This is a genomic window from Armatimonadota bacterium, from assembly GCA_031459765.1.
GTDB lineage: Bacteria > Sysuimicrobiota > Sysuimicrobiia > Sysuimicrobiales > Kaftiobacteriaceae > Kaftiobacterium > Kaftiobacterium secundum.
The window spans coordinates 1-15,388 of the sequence record JAVKHY010000010.1 but is presented as its reverse complement, the minus strand read 5'-3'; the positions used below and the strand labels follow the sequence as shown (position 1 = coordinate 15,388).

Here is a 15,388-nt window from a genome sequence, read left to right as displayed (position 1 = left end):
ATCGACGGGCGCACGCATCTGCCGGCGCGGCCCAGCCGGGGGCCCGTCGCGGCGGTGCGCTACGAGACCAGCTCCACGATCGCCATCTCCGAGGCATCGCCCCGGCGTGCCCGGGTCCGGATGACACGGGTGTACCCGCCGCGCCCGACCCGCGTCCGATACCGGGGGGCGACCTCGGCAAACAGGCGCTTCACCACCGCCGGGTCGGTAAGCAGGCGGCGGGCCTGTCGGCGGGCGTGTACGTCATCCCGCAGAGCCAGGGCGACCAGCCCATCGGCGATCTTCTTCGTCTCCTTGGCCCTGGCCGCCGTGGTCTCGATGCGACCGTGGGTGATGAGCGCGCTGACCAGGTCGCGGAACAGCGCCTTGCGCTCGCCGCTGTCGCGGTTGAGTTTCCGAGTCACACGCCCCAGCATGGTTGCTCCCTCATCCCACGAGGCCCATCGGCCGGGCCGTCACGCCCCGGCCGATGACACATCCCGCCGCTTCAGCGACAGGCCGAGCGCGGTGAGCTTCTCGCGCACTTCGTCCAGCGATTTGCGCCCGAAGTTCTTCACGCTGACGATCTCCTCTTCGGTGCGCTGCATGAGGTCGCCGACGGTGTTGATCCCGGCCCGTTTCAGGCAGTTGTAGGGCCGGACAGAAAGGTCCAGATCCTCGATGGGCATGGCGTACAACTTGGCCATCTGCGCGTCCGCGCCCGGCTCCAGCCCGCCGAAGGCCTCGGCCTCCTCGCCCATGCCGGCAAAGAGCTTGAACTGGTCGATCAGGATCCGGGCCGCTTCCTGGACGGCCTCCTCGGGCCGGATCGAGCCGTCGGTCCAGACCTCCAGCACCAGGCGGTCCATCTCGGCCGTCCCGCTTCGGGTATCCTCGACGACGTAGTTGACCTTCTGGATGGGCGAGAAGATGGAGTCCACCGGGATGACGCCGATGACGTGCTCGCTCTTCCGGTGCTTCTCGGCCGGCACGTACCCTTTGCCCCGCTCCACGACCAGCTCCATGGCCAGCCGGGCGTCCTTCTTGTCCAGGGTGGCGATGTGCAGGTCGGGGTTGAGGATGTCCACCTCGGCGTCCTCCGCGATGTCCGCGGCGGTGACCACCTTCTTCCCCCGCGCCTCCAGCCGGAGCAGTTTCGGCTTGTCGGTATGCAGACGCAGGGTGAGTTCCTTCAGGTTGAGGATGATCTGCGTGACGTCCTCCACCACGCCGGGAATGGTGGAGAATTCGTGGAGGACGTTCTCGATCTTCACCGAGGTGACCGCCGCGCCCGGAATGGAGGACAGCAAGACCCGGCGCAGGGCATTACCCAGGGTAATGCCGAAGCCGCGCTCCAGCGGCTCGACGAGGAACTTTCCGTACGTCTCGGAGAGTTCGGCGTACTCGATCTTGGTCTTCGGGGCTTCCCAGATAGTGGCGATGCTCATGCACTCCTCCCGATCACTGCCTGTCCGATCCTGCCGCGACGGCCGCCGTCCCGGCGCTTCCTCCGGCCGGACTATCTCGAATAGTACTCGACGATGAGCTGTTCCTGCACCGGCACGTCGATCTCTTCACGCGCCGGAAGGGCCAGCACGCGCCCTTCCAGCCGCTCGGGGGTGAACTCCAGCCAGGAGGGCAGGGTGCGCAACCCCGTGGCGGCGAGTTCCTTCACCCGCGGGTGCTCCTTCCCGTGAGGGGTGGGCGCCACGACGTCGCCCGGTTTCAGCTGGTAGGAGGGGACGGTCACCTTGCGGCCGTTCACGCCGATGTGCCCGTGGAGCACCATCTGCCGCGCCTCCCGGCGAGAAGTGGCGTAGCCCAGGCGGTAGACGACGTTGTCCAGCCGGGTCTCCAGCAGCTGCAACAGCCGCACGCCCGTCACCCCCTTAGCCTGGGCGGCGCGGCGGAAGTAGGTCTTGAACTGCGTCTCGTAAATCCCGTAGATCCGGCGCAGCTTCTGCTTCTCGCGCAGGCGCACGCCGAACTCGCTGAGCTTGCGCCGGCCCTGGCCGTGCATGCCCGGGGGCACCGGCCGCTTGTGGACCGGGCATTTCTCGGTGTAGCACTTCTCGCCCTTGAGGTAGAGCTTCATCCCCTCGCGGCGGCACAGCCGACAGACCGCATCCGTATACCGTCCCATCCCGCCCTCCTGCCTCTACACGCGCCGCCGCTTGGGCGGCCGGCAGCCGTTGTGCGGAATCGGGGTCACGTCGCGGATCAGGTTGACCTCCAGGCCGGCGGCCTGCAGCGCGCGGATGGCCGCCTCGCGGCCCGCCCCCGGCCCTTTGACCAGGACCTCGACCTGCTTCACCCCGTGCTCCATGGCCTTGCGCGCCGCGGCCTCGGCGGCGAGACCCGCCGCAAAGGGCGTCCCCTTGCGCGATCCCTTGAACCCCGTCTGGCCGGCGCTGGACCAGGCCAGGACGTTTCCCTGGGGGTCGCTGATGGTGACGATCGTGTTGTTGAAGGTGGACTGGATGTGGGCCACGCCCAGCGGCACGTTCTTCCGCTCTCGCTTGCGCCCGCGCGCTTTCTTGACCATGAACGCTCCTTTCCTTTACCTCACTTCTTCTCGATCTTGCGGCGGCCGGATCCGACCGTCTTCTTCTTGCCCTTGCGGGTCCGGGCGTTGGTCCGGGTGCGCTGCCCGCGCACGGGCAGGCCGCGGCGGTGCCGCAGGCCGCGATAGCAGCCGATCTCCTGCAGCCGCCGGATGTCCATGGCGATCTCCCGGCGCAGGTCGCCCTCCACCTTGAAGTGCCGGTCGATGTAGTCGCGCAACCGGGTAATCTCTTCCTCCGTCAGGTTCCGCACCCGGGTGTCGGGATTGACCTGCGTCGCGGCCAGGATCTGGCGCGAGCGGCTGAGCCCGATCCCGAAGATGTACGGGAGGGCCGCCTCGATCCGCTTCTCCCGGGGCAGGTCCACACCGGCAATCCGCGCCATGGTTGACCTCCTACCCCTGCTTCTGCTTATGCTTGGGGTTGTCGCAGATGATGTACACCCGCCCCCCGCGCTTGACGACCTTGCACTTTTCGCACATCCGCCGGACGGACGCCCGGACCTTCATCGCCGTCTCCTTCGCTCAGCGGTACCGGTAGGTGATCCGGCCGCGGGTCGGGTCGTAGGGCGAGAGCTCCACCTTGACCCGATCCCCGGGCAGGATGCGGATGAAGTTGATCCGCATCTTGCCGGAGATATGCGCCAGCACCTTGTGACCGGTCTGCAGCTCCACGCGAAACAGGGCGTTGGGCATGACCTCGACGACCTGTCCCTCGACCTCGATCGCGTCTTTCTTGGCCATCACGCCTCCCGGCGCATTTCACACCGCATAGCACAAAATCTCATTATACTCGCCAAACGACGGTTCGTCCACGTCACGAGGTCCCGGCCCCAGCCGCTACAGCACCCCGCCCGGGATGGCGGTGAGGACGTCCGCGCCGTCGTCCGTGACCGCGACCGTGTGCTCAAAGTGGGCGGACGGACGCCCGTCCTGGGTTCGGACGGTCCAGCCGTCGGCTTCCAGGAACACCTCGCACGTTCCCTCGTTGACCATGGGTTCGATGGCCAGGGTCATGCCGCTCCGCAGCACCGGGCCCGTGCCCGGCTCGCCGAAGTTGGGGACCTGCGGTTCCTCGTGCAGGTGCCGGCCGATGCCGTGTCCGGCGAAGTCTCGGACCACGGAGAACCCGGCCCCTTCGGCATGGCGCTGGATGGCCACCCCGATATCGCCCAGGTGCCGGCCGGCCCGGACCGCGGCGATCCCCCGGAACAGCGCCTCGCGGGCCACCCGGAGCAACCGGGCCAGCTCGGGACCGATCTCCCCCACCGGCAGGGTCACCGCGATGTCGCCGTGAAACCCGTCCACCTCGACCCCGAGGTCGATCGAGACGATCTCGCCCGGGCGCAACGGCCGGCCGTCGGGGATGCCGTGCACGACGGCATCGTTGACCGAGACGCAGATACTGGCCGGAAAACCCCGGTACCCCTTGAAGGACGGCGCCCCCCCGTGGTCGCGGATGAAGGTCTCGGCCAGCCGGTCCAGCGCGGCGCCGGTCACCCCGGGCCGGACCGCCCTGGCCACCTCGCGGAGGGCCTCCGCGGCCAGGCGCCCCGCGCGGCGCATCCGCTCCACTTCCTCCGGCGACTTGACGATGATCATGTGCCGGACCATCTAGGCCCGCAGCTCCATTCGCGCCCGGATCGTCCGGAGCACACGCTCGTAGACGTCCTCGATGCCCCCGTCGGCGTCCACGGTGGCCAGGACCCCCCGCCGGCGATAGAATTCCACCACCGGCTCCGTCTCCCGGTGGTACACTTCCAGCCGCCGGCGGACCGTCTCCGGCCGGTCGTCCACGCGCTGGACCAGCTCGCTGCCGTCCACGTCGCAGCGCCCGGGCTGCCGGGGCGGCTTGAACTCGAGATGGTAGATGTGCCCGGCCTGCCGGCACACCCACCGGCCGGTCAGACGCCGGAGGATGGTGTCGTCGTCGAGGTCGAAGTACAGGACGGCGTCCACCCGCCGGCCCGCCCGCTCCAGCATCCGGTCCAGCGCCTCCGCCTGGGGCAGGGTCCGCGGGAACCCGTCCAGGACGAAGCCGCGCCGGGCGTCCGGACGCGTCAGCCGCGTCTCGATCAAGGCGATCATGACGTCGTCGGGGACGAGGGCCCCCCGCTCGACATAGGCCTTGGCCTGCATCCCCAGGGGGCTGCCCTCCGCGATTGCCGCACGCAGCATGTCCCCGGTGGACAGCTGCAGGATCTGCTCCCGCTCCTGCAGCAGACGGGCCTGGGTCCCTTTGCCGGCGCCCGGCGCCCCGAGGAAGATCAGGTTCACCGCATGAACCCTTCATAGTGCCGCATGAGCACGTAGGCTTCGATCTGCTTCATCGTCTCCAGGGCCACGCCGACCACGATGAGCAGCGATGTGCCGGCCAGGTAGAAGGTCAGTACCCCCGTGCCGCGGGCCAGGTAGATGGGAGCCACGGCGATGACGGCGAGCACCAGGGCGCCCACCAGGGTGAGACGCTCCACCACCCGGGAGAGGTACTCCGTGGTCGGCTTGCCGGGCCGGATGCCGGGGATGAAGCCGCCGTACTTCTTGATGTTCTCCGAAACGTCGTTCGGATCGAAGGACACCGCGGTGTAGAAGTACGTGAACAGGATGATCAGGACGAAGTACAGCAGGTCTCCCAGCGGCCGGCCCGGGAGGATGGTCTCGCCGATCCGCCGGATCGGCTCGTACCGCACGAACTGGGCGATGGTCTGGGGAAACTGCAGGACCGAGACGGCAAAGATGATGGGGATGACGCCGGCCTGGATGAGGCGCAGGGGGAGGTGCGTGGACTGCCCCCCGTAGACCCGCCGGCCGACCACCCGCTTGGCGTACTGCACCGGAATCTTCCTGACGGCCTGGGTCACGGCCACCACGGCCACCACGCTGCCCAGCACGACGAGCACATCGAGCAGGAACTGGTACCACTTGACCTCGCCCACGCCGACCAGGGCCAGGGTGCGCGCCGTCTGGTCGGGCAGCCGGGCCACGATCCCGCCGAAGATGATGAGCGAGACGCCGTTGCCCACCCCGTACTCCGTCATGATCTCGCCCATCCAGGTCAGCAGCATCGTCCCGGCCACGAGCGTGACCACGATCATGCCCAGGGTCAGCGGGCGCGCGTCGGGGAGGGCGCCCATGCTGCGGATCACGCTGGTCTGAGCCACGCCCTGCAGGACGGCCAGGGCCACGGTGAGGTAACGGGTGTACATGCCGATCCGCCGCCGCCCGGCTTCCCCCTCCTCCTGCGCCATCTCCTTGAGGGAGGGGAAGATGACCTGCATCAGACTCATGATGATCGAGGCGGTGATGTAGGGAAAGACGCCGAGGGCGAAGATGGCGAAGTTGCTGAGCGCCCCGCCGACGAACAGGTCCAGGAAGCTAAAGATGGTCCCCTGCTGGCGGAAGAAGCGCTCCACCGCGGCCACGTCCACCCCGGGCACGGGGAGGTGCGCCCCCAGGCGGAAGAGCGCCAGCATCACCGCGGTAAAGAGGACCCGCTTGCGCAGATCCCCCGCGTGGAAGGCGTTGACCAGCCCGGCGAGCATGGACATTTAGGGGATCACCTCGATCCGGCCGCCGGCGCGGCGGATGGCGTCCGCCGCCGACCGGCTGAAGGCCTGCGCCTTGACCACCAGGGCGCGGTCAACCGTGCCGTCGCCGAGGATCTTCACCGGCGCCGATCCCCGCACCACCCCGGCGTCCCGCAGGGTCTGCGGGGTCACCTCGGCGTTGGCCGGAAACCGGTTCAGGTCCCGCAGGTTCACCGGCGTGTATCGCACCCGGGGCTTCCCTCCCGTGTGCACGGCGCCGCCGGCGCGCACCCCGCGGCGGAACGGCAGGCGCTTGCTGAGCGGAGTCTGGCCCCCTTCAAATCCCGGGCGGGGCGGCCGGCCCGACCGCGCCTGCTGGCCCTTCCGGCCGCGGCCGCTGTACACCCCGCGCCCCGACCCCAGTCCGCGCCCCACGCGACGCGCGGGACGGCGGGAACCACGCGCTGGCTTGAGATCCGAGATCTTCATCCGCTATCTCCGAAACGCCATGACCTCTTCCACCGGCTTGTTGCGCACCCTCGCCACCTCTTCAGGTTGCCGCAACTGCTGCAGTGCTTCAAGCACGGCCCGGGCCTGATTGATCGGGTTGCGCGAGCCCAGGGACTTGGTCAGGATGTCCTTGATTCCGGCCGCCTCCAGGACGGCGCGCGCCGATCCGCCGGCGATGACGCCCGTCCCTTCTGTGGCCGGGCGCAGCAGGACGCGGGAGGCTCCGTAGACCCCCAGCGCCTCGTGGGGGATGGTCGTCCCGCGCAGGGGCACCTCGATCAGCCCTTTCTTCGCGTCCTCCACGGCCTTGCGGATCGCGTCCGGCACCTCCGCCGCCTTGCCCAGTCCCACGCCCACGTGGCCCTGTTCGTCCCCCACGACGACCAGGGCGGCGAAGTTGAAGCGCTTGGCGCCCCGGGTCACCTTGGCCACCCGGTTGATCCACACCGCCTTCTCCACGGTGAGGTTGACCGTGGCGGGATCCACTCTCTTGACCGGCATCGCTGCCTCCTTTCAGAACTGCAGCCCGGCCTTCCGGGCCCCTTCGGCCAGCGCCCTGATCCGGCCGTGATACAGGTAGCCGCCCCGGTCGAACACCACCTGTCGGATTCCGCGCTCCAGCGCCCGCCTGGCGATCAGTTCGCCGACCACGCCGGCCGCCTCGGACTTCTTCCGGCCGCGGACGGCCTCCCGGATCTCCGGGTCCAGCGTCGACGCCGCGGCCAGTGTCACGCCCCGCGTGTCGTCGATGATCTGCGCCTGGATGTGTCTGAGGCTGCGGAACACCGACAGCCGCGGACGCTCCGGCCGGCCCACCACCTTCTGTCGGATGCGCAGGTGGCGCCGCCGACGCAGCGCCTTGCGGTCCACTGGCTTGAGCATCTGCCGTCCTCCCACCTACGCCTTCGCCGCCCCGCCTACGGTCCGGCCGGCCTTGCCCGGCTTGAGCCGGATCCGCTCTCCGAGATAGCGGATCCCCTTCCCTTTGTAGGGGTCCGGCTCCCGGACCGCCCGGATCCGGGCGGCCACCTGGCCCACCCGTTCCTTGTCGATGCCGCTGACCGTGATGCGGTTGGGCTGGGGCACCTCAAAACTGATCCCCGGCTCGGGGATGATCTCGACGGGATGGGAGTACCCGACCTGCAGGGAGAGCGCATTCCCCTGCTTGGCGGCTCGGTAGCCGACGCCCTGGATCTCCAGTTCCACTTTGAACCCCTCGGTCACCCCGCGAATCATGTTGGCCAGCAACGCCCGGGTGAGCCCGTGCAGCGCCCGGTGCCGCTCCTGGTCGGTAGGCCGGCGCACCAGCAGCATCCCGTTCGACAGCTCCACCGACATCTCGGGCGGCAGTTCCCGCGCCAGGGCTCCCTTCGGGCCGCGGACCTCGACGGTCCGTCCCTGGATCTGGACCTGAACCCCCTTCGGGATCGGGATGGGCGATCGGCCTACGCGCGACATGCTCCCTCCTCCGTCATCGCCGCCGCTACCAGACGTAGCACAGCACCTCACCGCCGACCCCGACGCGCCGGGCCTGGCGGTCGGTCATGACCCCGCGGGAGGTGCTCAGGATGGCCACGCCCATCCCGCCCCGGATGCGCGGGATCTCGCGGCGCGTCGTGTACAGGCGGAGGCCCGGCCGGCTGGCCCGCCGGAGCCCCGACAGGACCGGCTCCTTGCGTGGCCCGTAGCGCAGGGTGATCCGCAGCAATCCCTGCGGCCCGCGCTCAATGAACCGCCAGTCCGCGATGAAGCCCTCGTCCTTGAGGATGCGCGCAATCTCCATCTTCAGCCTGCTGGCCGGAATGTCCACGTGCTCATGTCGCGCGCTGTTGGCGTTCCGGATCCGCGTCAGCATGTCCGCAATCGGATCGGTGATCGTGCCCACGGCTCCACCCCTTCCTACCAGCTGGCCTTGACCAGGCCGGGGATCTCGCCGCGGTGGGCCAGTTGTCGCAGACAGATCCGGCACAGCCCGAATTTGCGGAACACGGCGCGCGGCCGCCCGCACCGCTGACAGCGGCTGTAGCGGCGCACCTTGAACTTCGGTTCACGCTTCCACTTGTTCAACAACGCCTTCTTGGCCACGGATCGCTCCTTTCACCGACGCGTCCCGACAGGTTCCGGCGCCGCCTCGCGCAGCGGCAGCCCCAGCAACCGCAGCAGTTCCTGCGCCTCCTCGTCGGTGCGCGCCGTCGTGACCAGGGTGATGTCCATCCCGCGGATCTTCTCCACCCGGTCGTAGTCGATCTCGGGAAAGATGAGCTGCTCCCGGACGCCGATGTTCAGGTTGCCGCGGCCGTCGAACTGTCGGGCACTGATCCCCTTGAAGTCCTTGATGCGGGGCAGGGCCACGTTGAACAGCTTGTCCACGAACTCGTACATCCGGTCCCCGCGCAGGGTCACCCGCGCGGCGATGGGCATGCCGCGACGCAGTTTGAAGGCCGCGATGGAGACGCGGGCCCGGGCCACGGCCGGGCGCTGGCCGGCGATCAGGGTCAGCTCCTCCACCGCCTTGTCCACAAACCGGGTATCGGTGGTGGCGTCGCCGACCCGCATGTTGATCACGACCTTCTCCAGCCGCGGGACCTCCATGATGTTCCGGTAGCCGAATCGCTCCCGCAGCCGCGGAACGACCTCTGTGCGGTACCGCTCGCGCAGGCGGACGGGATGGGTGCGCAGGACCGTCCCGGCGGCGTCGCGCTCCGTCGCCGACGTCCCCTGGGAGGCGGCTGTCCCTTCCGTCCGCGGCGGCCGCCCCTCGGCCTTCGGCGCCTCGCCCTTGGGCGCCCTGGGCTTGCGCGAGGCCCGGGGCGCGCTGTCGGCCTTCGGCGCTCCCTGCGCCGCGGGCGGCTCGGTGCGCTTGGACTTGGGCTCGTCGTTCGGCATCTTCTCCTCCGGTCCCGGGACCTCGGGCCCCCGGGCCTACTTCTCTACCTGTTCTCCGCAGTGCTTGCAGACGCGGATCTTCGTACCGTCGGCAAGGTAGCCGTGGGCCATACGCGCGGCTTTCCCGCACTTCGGGCACACCAGCATGACCCGACTGGCGTGCAGCGGAGCTTCCTTCTCCACGATACCGCCCTGAGGCAGCTTCTGGGTCGGCTTGGTGTGCCGCTTGACGAGGTTGACTCCTTCGACGATCACCGTCCCGTCCTTGGTCAGGACCTTGAGGACCTTCCCCCGCTTGCCGCGGTGCTTGCCGCCGATGACCTCCACGGTGTCGCCCTTCCTCACGTGGACCGGCTGCCGGCCCGCTACCACCGCCATGGTCACAGCACCTCCGGGGCCAGGGAGATGATCTTCATGAACTGTTTCTCGCGCAGTTCCCGGGCCACCGGGCCGAAGATGCGCGTGCCCCGCGGGTTCTGGGCGTCGGTCAGGATCACCGCCGCATTGTCGTCGAACCGGATGTAGGAGCCGTCGGGCCGGCGCAGGGGACGGGTCTGCCGCACGACCACGGCGCGCACCACCTCGCCCTGCTTGATGGGGCTGTTGGGGGTGGCCTGCTTCACCGTGGCCACGATGACGTCGCCCACCCCGGCGTAGCGGCGGTTGCTGCCGCCGAGCACCCGGATGCACATGATCTCTCGGGCGCCGGTGTTGTCCGCCACCCGTAATCGCGTATAGTTCTGAATCATCTCGCCTTCTCCAACACCTGGACGACGCGCCACCGCTTCTCCCGCGACAGCGGCCGCGTCTCCATGATCAGCACCCGATCCCCCGCGCGGGCCTGATTGCCCTCGTTGTGGGCCTTGAACTTGCGGACGTGCCGCACCGTCTTGCCGTAGGTGACGTGCTGGCGCAGGGTCTCCACCCGCACCACGACCGTCTTGTCCATCTTGTCGCTGACCACGATACCCACCCGGGTCTTGCGCTTTGCCCGCCCGTCCGCCATCGTCACGTCCTCACGCCTTTCTCCGCCAGGACCGTCTTGAGCCGGGCCACCTGCCGGCGCAACTCCCGGATCTTCGTCGTGTTCGGCTGCTGTCCGGCCACGCGCATCCGGAGGTTGAAGAGTTCCTTCTGGGCCTCGTCCAGTTTCCGCAGGAGGTCGTCGACGCCCAGCTCCCGCAGGGCGGATGCGTCCACTACACCGCCACCTCCTCGCGCTGGACGAACTTGGTCTTGATGGGCAGTTTGTGCGCCGCCAGCAGGAACGCCTGGCGCGCCGCCGCCGGCGGCACACCCCCCAGTTCGAAGAGCACCCGGCCGGGCCGCACCACGGCCACCCACAGCTCGGGGTTGCCCTTGCCGCTGCCCATGCGCGTCTCCGCCGGCTTCTTGGTCACCGGCTTGTCCGGGAAGATGCGGATCCACAGCTTGCCGCCGCGCTTGATGAAGTGCATGATCGCGCGGCGGGCCGCCTCGATCTGCTGGCTGGTCAGCCAGGCCGGCTCCAGCGCCTGCAACCCGTACTCGCCGAAGGCGATGGTCGTGCCGGCGAGGCGGCGGCCCGTCATCCGACCGCGGTGCGCCTTGCGGTACTTGGTGCGCTTAGGCATCAACATCGCTGTCTCTCCTCCGCACCGCCGGCCGGGGGTCCTGGTACGGGATCACCGCCGGTCCGCTGGACGCGCCGGCCACCGGCTCGGGAGGCCGCTCGGCGGGCCGCAGGCGGCGGACCTCGGCCTCCGGCCGCCGCTCGGGGAGGATCTCTCCGCGGTAGATCCAGACCTTCACCCCGATGCGGCCGTAGGTCGTCTTGGCCTCGGCAATGCCGAAGTCGATGTCCGCCCGCAGCGTGTGCAGCGGGACCCGCCCCTCCCGGTACCACTCGTACCGCGCGATCTCGGAGCCGCCCAGCCGCCCGCTGGCCGCGATCCGAATCCCCTTCGCCCCGGCCCGGAGGCTGCGCTGCACGGCCTGCTTCATCGCCCGCCGGTAGGCGATGCGGCGCTCCAGCTGCTGGGCTACGTTTTCGGCCACCAGCACGGCCTCCAGCTCGGGGCGGCGGATCTCCTGGACGTTAAGCTGCACCTGCTTGCCCGTCATCGCCTCCAGGTCCTTCTTCAGGGCGTCGATCCCGGTGCCGCCGCGACCGATGATGATTCCGGGACGGGCGGCGTGGATGATCACCCGCACGCGGGTCGCGGCGCGCTCGATTTCCACGCGGGAGATCCCGGCGCGGTGGAGCTTCTGCTTGATGTGGGTGCGGATCTTGAGGTCTTCCTGGATCAGCCCGGCCATGTTCCGGGCATACCAGCGCGACTCCCAGTCGCGGATGATCCCGACCCTCAGGCCCACCGGATGGATCTTCTGCCCCACGGCTATCGTCCTTTCTCCGCCACGACCACGGTGACGTGGCTGCTGCGTTTCGTGATGACGTCGGCGCGTCCGCGCGCCCGCGGCTGGAGCCGTTTGGCCGACGGACCGCGGTCCACAAACGCCCGCGCCACGACCAGCCGGTCGCGGTCCAGCTCCAGGTTGTTCTCGGCGTTGGCCACGGCCGAATTCAGCACTTTGGCCACGACCTGCGCGGTCGGGCTGGGCATGTGCGCCAGCAGGGCCTGGGCTTCGCGCACCGGGCGCCCGCGAATCGCCTCGACGACCCGCTGCACCTTGAAGGGCGAGATCCGCACGTACCGGGCCACAGCTTTCGCTTCCATCGCTCTTCCGCTCCTCAGCTCTGGGCGGCGGGAGGCGTCCCGCCCGCCGGAGCCGGTCCCCCGGCCGGCACGGCCACGCCCGTCGTGCGCTCGGCGGCGACCCGCGTGCCGTGACCCTTGAAGGTGCGGGTCGGCGCAAACTCCCCCAGTTTGTGCCCCACCATCTGCTCCGTGATGTACACCGGGATGTGCCGTCGGCCGTCGTACACGGCGATGGTGTGCCCGACCATCTCGGGGAGGATCGTACTGCGCCGCGACCAGGTCTTGATCACCCGCCGCTCGCGCGTCTTGTTCAGTTCCTGCACCTTCCGGAGCAGGTGCAGGTCCACGAAGGGCCCTTTCTTTGTCGAGCGACCCATAGCTCTACTTCCTCCGCTTCACGATCAAGGCATCGCTGCGCTTGGGCTTCCGTGTCTTGTAGCCCAGCGTGGGTTTGCCCCAGGGGGTCACCGGTCCCGGCATCCCGATGGGGGATCGGCCCTCCCCACCGCCGTGGGGGTGGCTGCTCGGATCCATGGCGACGCCCCGCACCCTGGGCCGGCGGCCGCGCCAGCGGCTGCGACCGGCCTTGCCGCCAGATGCGGCGTCCCAATCCAGGTTGGCCACCTGACCGACCGTGGCCCGGCAGTCCAGGCTCACCAGCCGGACCTCGCCCGACGGCAGGCGCAGGTGCGCAAAGTCGCCCTCCTTGGCCAGGACCTGGGCCGCCGCGCCGGCGGCGCGCACCATCTGGCCGCCGCGGTGCGGGTACAGCTCGACGTTGTGCACCAGGGTGCCGACGGGGATGGCCCGCAGCGGAAGGGCGTTCCCCGGCCGGATCTCCGCATCGGGACCCGACTGCACGGCATCCCCCACCTGCAGGCCGACCGGCGCCAGGATGTAGCGCCGCTCGCCGTCCTGGTACTGCAGGAGGGCCAGGTTGGCGGAACGGTTGGGATCATACTCGATCGCCGTCACCCGGGCCGCCACACCGTCCTTGTCGCGTTTGAAGTCCACCAGGCGGTAGAGCCGCTTGCTGCCGCCGCCTCGATGGCGTGCGGTGATCCGACCCTGCGCGTTCCGTCCGCCCGACCGGCGCAACGCGACAACAAGCCGGTCCTCCGGCTCTTTCTTGGACAACTCCTCGAACGTCTGGACGGTCATGAACCGCCGTCCCGGCGTCACCGGCTTGAACTTCTTCAGTCCCACGATCCACCGCCTCCCCGCGCGGCGCCGTCCTCTGCCGCTTAGGTCAGGGTTTCCAGGTCGATCTTCTCCCCCGGCGCCAGCGTGACGATGGCCTTCTTGTATCCGCCGACCCGATAGGTATGCGCCCCGCGCCGCTTCAGGCGCCCCGGGACGCGCACGGTGTTCACCTTGGTCACCGTCACCGCGAACAACCGCTCTACGGCGTCTTTGATGGTGCTCTTACTGGCGTCATCGGCCACTTCGAAAGTGTACTTGCCGATCTGAGAACCGCGCATGCTCTTCTCGGTCAGGATCGGCCGCCGGATCACGGCCCGCGCCTCCAGGCTCACGGCGCAAACACCTCCGCCACCCGGTCCACCGCCGGCCGGGTCAACACCAGGTAGTCCGCGGCCAGGACGTCGTGCAGGTTGAGACTGGCCGCATCCGCCACCTGCACGCCCGGAAGGTTGGCCGCGGAGCGGACCAGGGTCGGATCCGGCGTGGCCGTCACCAGCAGCGTCCTGCCGGCCACGGGCAGCCGGTTGAGCAGGTCGGCGACGCTGCGGGTCTTGGGCGCGTCGAGCGGCAGCGGCTCGACGACCACGATCCTGCCCTCGGCGGCCTTGCTGGACAGGGCGGAGCGGATGGCCAGGCGGCGGACCCTTCTCGGCGTCCCCTGGGTGTAGTCCCGGGGCTGGGGGCCGAAGATAATGCCTCCGCCTCTGAAGATGGGCGCTTTGCGGCTGCCGTGGCGGGCGCGCCCCGTGCCCTTCTGCCGGTAGATCTTGCGGGTACTCCCGGCCACCTCGCCGCGGGTCTTTGTGGAGTGCGTTCCCGTCCGCCGTCCGGCGAGCTGCGCCACGAGCGCCTCATGCATCACCGCCCGGTGCGGGCGGACCCCAAAGACCGCCGCCGGCAACTCCACCGTCCCCCGATCCTGGCCGTGCTGGTCGAAGACCTGCGCCTGCGCCACGCCGCTCACCTCTTGGTCCTGGCCGGCGTCCGCCGGCGGATGAGGACCAGGCCGCCGCGGGGGCCGGGGAGGGCGCCCTTCAACAGGAGCAGATTCCGAGAGGCGTCCACCCCGACGACCTGCAGTCCGCGCACGCTGACCCGCTCGCCGCCGTAGCGTCCGGGCATCCGCTTCCCGGGCCAGACCCGTCCCACGTCCGAGATGCCGAGCGACCCCACCGCGCGGTGCATGAGCGAGACGCCGTGGGTGTCGCGCTGTCCGCGGAAGTTGTGGCGCTTCATCGCGCCGCTGAACCCGCGTCCCTTCGTCGTGCCGACCACATCCACGATGTCGCCCCGGTCAAAGGCACCGACGGTCACTTCCTGACCCACGGTGAAGGTCTCGTCCTCCTCCACCGGGAACTCGCGCAACACCCGGCGCGGGGCGACCTTCGCCCGGGCGAAGTGGCCCTTCATGGCCCTGGTCACCCGGCGCTCGCTCACCGGTTCGAAGCCGAGCTGCACGGCGCGGTAGCCGTCGCGCTCGGGGGTGCGGATCTGCGTCACCACGCAGGGGCCCGCTTCCACCACCGTCACCGGCACGATGTTCCCCCGGTCGTCGAAGACCTGGGTCATGCCCAGTTTCCGTCCCATAATCGCCGTCATCGCCGTCCCCGACCTACAGCTTGATCTCGATGTCCACACCCGCCGGGAGATCCAGGTGGCTGAGGGCGTCCACCGTCTTCTGCGTCGGCTCCAGGATGTCAATCAGCCGCTTGTGGGTGCGCAGCTCGAAGTGCTCCATGGACTCCTTGTCGATGTGGGGCGAGCGGATCACGCAGAAGAGGTTCCGGTCCGTCGGCAGCGGCACGGGACCGCTCACCCGCGCCCCTGTACGCCGCACGGTGTCCACGATGCGCTCCGCGGACTGGTCGAGCACCTTGTGGTCGAACGCCTTCAGCTTGATCCGGATCTTCTGGGCCATGGGCCTACTCCACCACCTTGGTCACCACGCCGGCCCCCACGGTGTGCCCGCCTTCCCGAATCGCAAACCGCAGCCCCTCCTCCAGCGCCACCGGGGTGATCAG

General features: G+C 69.4%; 30 protein-coding genes and 1 pseudogene. All 31 read right to left on the bottom strand.

The window, feature by feature from the left end:
- Positions 1-59 precede the first annotated feature (59 nt).
- The gene (gene rplQ / locus QN141_10940) at positions 60-416 is read right to left on the bottom strand and encodes a 50S ribosomal protein L17 (protein ID MDR7558992.1); all 357 of its coding nucleotides are present in this window, start codon (positions 414-416) and stop codon (positions 60-62) included.
- A 39-nt stretch (positions 417-455) separates the two neighbouring features.
- The gene (locus QN141_10935; protein MDR7558991.1) at positions 456-1,427 is read right to left on the bottom strand and encodes a DNA-directed RNA polymerase subunit alpha; all 972 of its coding nucleotides are present in this window, start codon (positions 1,425-1,427) and stop codon (positions 456-458) included.
- Positions 1,428-1,498: 71 nt separating this feature from the next.
- Entirely contained in the window at positions 1,499-2,122 is a 624-nt protein-coding gene (gene rpsD / locus QN141_10930; protein ID MDR7558990.1) for a 30S ribosomal protein S4, read from the bottom strand.
- Between the two features lie 15 nt (positions 2,123-2,137).
- Complete coding sequence (gene rpsK, locus QN141_10925; protein MDR7558989.1) at positions 2,138-2,524, bottom strand: 30S ribosomal protein S11; 387 nt, start codon at positions 2,522-2,524, stop codon at positions 2,138-2,140.
- A gap of 20 nt (positions 2,525-2,544) precedes the next feature.
- Entirely contained in the window at positions 2,545-2,928 is a 384-nt protein-coding gene (rpsM, locus tag QN141_10920) for a 30S ribosomal protein S13 (protein MDR7558988.1), read from the bottom strand.
- 10 nt (positions 2,929-2,938) lie between these two features.
- Complete coding sequence (gene rpmJ / locus QN141_10915; protein ID MDR7558987.1) at positions 2,939-3,052, bottom strand: 50S ribosomal protein L36; 114 nt, start codon at positions 3,050-3,052, stop codon at positions 2,939-2,941.
- A gap of 15 nt (positions 3,053-3,067) precedes the next feature.
- Positions 3,068-3,286 carry a translation initiation factor IF-1 gene (gene infA, locus QN141_10910; protein MDR7558986.1) on the bottom strand — a complete coding sequence of 73 codons (219 nt, stop codon included), beginning with the start codon at positions 3,284-3,286 and terminating at the stop codon, positions 3,068-3,070.
- A gap of 96 nt (positions 3,287-3,382) precedes the next feature.
- Positions 3,383-4,156, bottom strand: a complete 774-nt coding sequence (map, locus tag QN141_10905; GenBank protein MDR7558985.1) for a type I methionyl aminopeptidase — start codon at positions 4,154-4,156, stop codon at positions 3,383-3,385.
- Positions 4,157-4,819: an adenylate kinase gene (locus tag QN141_10900; GenBank protein MDR7558984.1), complete on the bottom strand. Its 663-nt coding sequence runs from the start codon at positions 4,817-4,819 to the stop codon at positions 4,157-4,159. It abuts the gene before it with no gap.
- On the bottom strand, positions 4,816-6,084 hold the full coding sequence (secY, locus tag QN141_10895; protein ID MDR7558983.1) for a preprotein translocase subunit SecY: 1,269 nt from the start codon (positions 6,082-6,084) through the stop codon (positions 4,816-4,818). Before secY ends, QN141_10900 begins: the two co-directional genes overlap by 4 nt.
- A gap of 6 nt (positions 6,085-6,090) precedes the next feature.
- The gene (rplO, locus tag QN141_10890) at positions 6,091-6,558 is read right to left on the bottom strand and encodes a 50S ribosomal protein L15 (GenBank protein MDR7558982.1); all 468 of its coding nucleotides are present in this window, start codon (positions 6,556-6,558) and stop codon (positions 6,091-6,093) included.
- A 3-nt stretch (positions 6,559-6,561) separates the two neighbouring features.
- Positions 6,562-7,080 carry a 30S ribosomal protein S5 gene (gene rpsE, locus QN141_10885; GenBank protein ID MDR7558981.1) on the bottom strand — a complete coding sequence of 173 codons (519 nt, stop codon included), beginning with the start codon at positions 7,078-7,080 and terminating at the stop codon, positions 6,562-6,564.
- Between the two features lie 12 nt (positions 7,081-7,092).
- Positions 7,093-7,461 (bottom strand): 50S ribosomal protein L18, encoded by a 369-nt coding sequence (gene rplR / locus QN141_10880; protein ID MDR7558980.1) that lies wholly within the window; start codon positions 7,459-7,461, stop codon positions 7,093-7,095.
- A 15-nt stretch (positions 7,462-7,476) separates the two neighbouring features.
- Complete coding sequence (gene rplF, locus QN141_10875; protein ID MDR7558979.1) at positions 7,477-8,037, bottom strand: 50S ribosomal protein L6; 561 nt, start codon at positions 8,035-8,037, stop codon at positions 7,477-7,479.
- 25 nt (positions 8,038-8,062) lie between these two features.
- The gene (gene rpsH / locus QN141_10870) at positions 8,063-8,455 is read right to left on the bottom strand and encodes a 30S ribosomal protein S8 (protein ID MDR7558978.1); all 393 of its coding nucleotides are present in this window, start codon (positions 8,453-8,455) and stop codon (positions 8,063-8,065) included.
- Positions 8,456-8,478: 23 nt separating this feature from the next.
- The gene (locus tag QN141_10865) at positions 8,479-8,664 is read right to left on the bottom strand and encodes a type Z 30S ribosomal protein S14 (protein ID MDR7558977.1); all 186 of its coding nucleotides are present in this window, start codon (positions 8,662-8,664) and stop codon (positions 8,479-8,481) included.
- Positions 8,665-8,676: 12 nt separating this feature from the next.
- Positions 8,677-9,258: a 50S ribosomal protein L5 gene (rplE, locus tag QN141_10860; GenBank protein MDR7558976.1), complete on the bottom strand. Its 582-nt coding sequence runs from the start codon at positions 9,256-9,258 to the stop codon at positions 8,677-8,679.
- Between the two features lie 243 nt (positions 9,259-9,501).
- Positions 9,502-9,843, bottom strand: a complete 342-nt coding sequence (rplX, locus tag QN141_10855) for a 50S ribosomal protein L24 (protein ID MDR7558975.1) — start codon at positions 9,841-9,843, stop codon at positions 9,502-9,504.
- A gap of 2 nt (positions 9,844-9,845) precedes the next feature.
- Complete coding sequence (gene rplN, locus QN141_10850; GenBank protein ID MDR7558974.1) at positions 9,846-10,214, bottom strand: 50S ribosomal protein L14; 369 nt, start codon at positions 10,212-10,214, stop codon at positions 9,846-9,848.
- The gene (rpsQ, locus tag QN141_10845) at positions 10,211-10,471 is read right to left on the bottom strand and encodes a 30S ribosomal protein S17 (protein MDR7558973.1); all 261 of its coding nucleotides are present in this window, start codon (positions 10,469-10,471) and stop codon (positions 10,211-10,213) included. Before rpsQ ends, rplN begins: the two co-directional genes overlap by 4 nt.
- A gap of 2 nt (positions 10,472-10,473) precedes the next feature.
- Positions 10,474-10,665 carry a 50S ribosomal protein L29 gene (gene rpmC / locus QN141_10840; GenBank protein MDR7558972.1) on the bottom strand — a complete coding sequence of 64 codons (192 nt, stop codon included), beginning with the start codon at positions 10,663-10,665 and terminating at the stop codon, positions 10,474-10,476.
- On the bottom strand, positions 10,665-11,084 hold the full coding sequence (gene rplP / locus QN141_10835; GenBank protein MDR7558971.1) for a 50S ribosomal protein L16: 420 nt from the start codon (positions 11,082-11,084) through the stop codon (positions 10,665-10,667). The genes rpmC and rplP overlap by 1 nt, the downstream gene beginning before the upstream one ends.
- Positions 11,085-11,217: 133 nt before the next feature.
- Positions 11,218-11,841: pseudogene (gene rpsC / locus QN141_10830) on the bottom strand (30S ribosomal protein S3).
- A 2-nt stretch (positions 11,842-11,843) separates the two neighbouring features.
- Positions 11,844-12,182: a 50S ribosomal protein L22 gene (gene rplV / locus QN141_10825; protein ID MDR7558970.1), complete on the bottom strand. Its 339-nt coding sequence runs from the start codon at positions 12,180-12,182 to the stop codon at positions 11,844-11,846.
- A gap of 14 nt (positions 12,183-12,196) precedes the next feature.
- Entirely contained in the window at positions 12,197-12,541 is a 345-nt protein-coding gene (gene rpsS, locus QN141_10820; protein MDR7558969.1) for a 30S ribosomal protein S19, read from the bottom strand.
- 4 nt (positions 12,542-12,545) lie between these two features.
- On the bottom strand, positions 12,546-13,370 hold the full coding sequence (gene rplB, locus QN141_10815; protein ID MDR7558968.1) for a 50S ribosomal protein L2: 825 nt from the start codon (positions 13,368-13,370) through the stop codon (positions 12,546-12,548).
- A 38-nt stretch (positions 13,371-13,408) separates the two neighbouring features.
- Entirely contained in the window at positions 13,409-13,699 is a 291-nt protein-coding gene (rplW, locus tag QN141_10810) for a 50S ribosomal protein L23 (protein MDR7558967.1), read from the bottom strand.
- Positions 13,696-14,331 (bottom strand): 50S ribosomal protein L4, encoded by a 636-nt coding sequence (gene rplD / locus QN141_10805; protein MDR7558966.1) that lies wholly within the window; start codon positions 14,329-14,331, stop codon positions 13,696-13,698. The genes rplW and rplD overlap by 4 nt, the downstream gene beginning before the upstream one ends.
- Positions 14,328-14,966 carry a 50S ribosomal protein L3 gene (gene rplC, locus QN141_10800; GenBank protein MDR7558965.1) on the bottom strand — a complete coding sequence of 213 codons (639 nt, stop codon included), beginning with the start codon at positions 14,964-14,966 and terminating at the stop codon, positions 14,328-14,330. Before rplC ends, rplD begins: the two co-directional genes overlap by 4 nt.
- 13 nt (positions 14,967-14,979) lie before the next feature.
- A complete protein-coding gene (rpsJ, locus tag QN141_10795) occupies positions 14,980-15,285 on the bottom strand; it encodes a 30S ribosomal protein S10 (protein MDR7558964.1) in 306 nt (101 codons plus the stop codon).
- 4 nt (positions 15,286-15,289) lie between these two features.
- The coding region (locus QN141_10790; GenBank protein ID MDR7558963.1) for a hypothetical protein at positions 15,290-15,388 on the bottom strand (99 nt) is incomplete at its 5' end.

Excerpts from the sequence above, each read along its gene's own strand:
- rplQ (MDR7558992.1), bottom strand. The coding sequence starts at position 416 with ATGCTGGGGCGTGTGACTCGGAAACTCAACCGCGACAGCGGCGAGCGC.
- QN141_10935 (MDR7558991.1), bottom strand. The coding sequence starts at position 1,427 with ATGAGCATCGCCACTATCTGGGAAGCCCCGAAGACCAAGATCGAGTAC.
- rpsD (MDR7558990.1), bottom strand. The coding sequence starts at position 2,122 with ATGGGACGGTATACGGATGCGGTCTGTCGGCTGTGCCGCCGCGAGGGG.
- rpsK (MDR7558989.1), bottom strand. The coding sequence starts at position 2,524 with ATGGTCAAGAAAGCGCGCGGGCGCAAGCGAGAGCGGAAGAACGTGCCG.
- rpsM (MDR7558988.1), bottom strand. The coding sequence starts at position 2,928 with ATGGCGCGGATTGCCGGTGTGGACCTGCCCCGGGAGAAGCGGATCGAG.
- rpmJ (MDR7558987.1), bottom strand. The coding sequence starts at position 3,052 with ATGAAGGTCCGGGCGTCCGTCCGGCGGATGTGCGAAAAGTGCAAGGTC.
- infA (MDR7558986.1), bottom strand. The coding sequence starts at position 3,286 with ATGGCCAAGAAAGACGCGATCGAGGTCGAGGGACAGGTCGTCGAGGTC.
- map (MDR7558985.1), bottom strand. The coding sequence starts at position 4,156 with ATGGTCCGGCACATGATCATCGTCAAGTCGCCGGAGGAAGTGGAGCGG.
- secY (MDR7558983.1), bottom strand. The coding sequence starts at position 6,084 with ATGCTCGCCGGGCTGGTCAACGCCTTCCACGCGGGGGATCTGCGCAAG.
- rplO (MDR7558982.1), bottom strand. The coding sequence starts at position 6,558 with ATGAAGATCTCGGATCTCAAGCCAGCGCGTGGTTCCCGCCGTCCCGCG.
- rpsE (MDR7558981.1), bottom strand. The coding sequence starts at position 7,080 with ATGCCGGTCAAGAGAGTGGATCCCGCCACGGTCAACCTCACCGTGGAG.
- rplR (MDR7558980.1), bottom strand. The coding sequence starts at position 7,461 with ATGCTCAAGCCAGTGGACCGCAAGGCGCTGCGTCGGCGGCGCCACCTG.
- rplF (MDR7558979.1), bottom strand. The coding sequence starts at position 8,037 with ATGTCGCGCGTAGGCCGATCGCCCATCCCGATCCCGAAGGGGGTTCAG.
- rplX (MDR7558975.1), bottom strand. The coding sequence starts at position 9,843 with ATGGCGGTGGTAGCGGGCCGGCAGCCGGTCCACGTGAGGAAGGGCGAC.
- rplN (MDR7558974.1), bottom strand. The coding sequence starts at position 10,214 with ATGATTCAGAACTATACGCGATTACGGGTGGCGGACAACACCGGCGCC.
- rpsQ (MDR7558973.1), bottom strand. The coding sequence starts at position 10,471 with ATGGCGGACGGGCGGGCAAAGCGCAAGACCCGGGTGGGTATCGTGGTC.
- rplP (MDR7558971.1), bottom strand. The coding sequence starts at position 11,084 with ATGTTGATGCCTAAGCGCACCAAGTACCGCAAGGCGCACCGCGGTCGG.
- rplV (MDR7558970.1), bottom strand. The coding sequence starts at position 12,182 with ATGGAAGCGAAAGCTGTGGCCCGGTACGTGCGGATCTCGCCCTTCAAG.
- rpsS (MDR7558969.1), bottom strand. The coding sequence starts at position 12,541 with ATGGGTCGCTCGACAAAGAAAGGGCCCTTCGTGGACCTGCACCTGCTC.
- rplC (MDR7558965.1), bottom strand. The coding sequence starts at position 14,966 with ATGACGGCGATTATGGGACGGAAACTGGGCATGACCCAGGTCTTCGAC.
- rpsJ (MDR7558964.1), bottom strand. The coding sequence starts at position 15,285 with ATGGCCCAGAAGATCCGGATCAAGCTGAAGGCGTTCGACCACAAGGTG.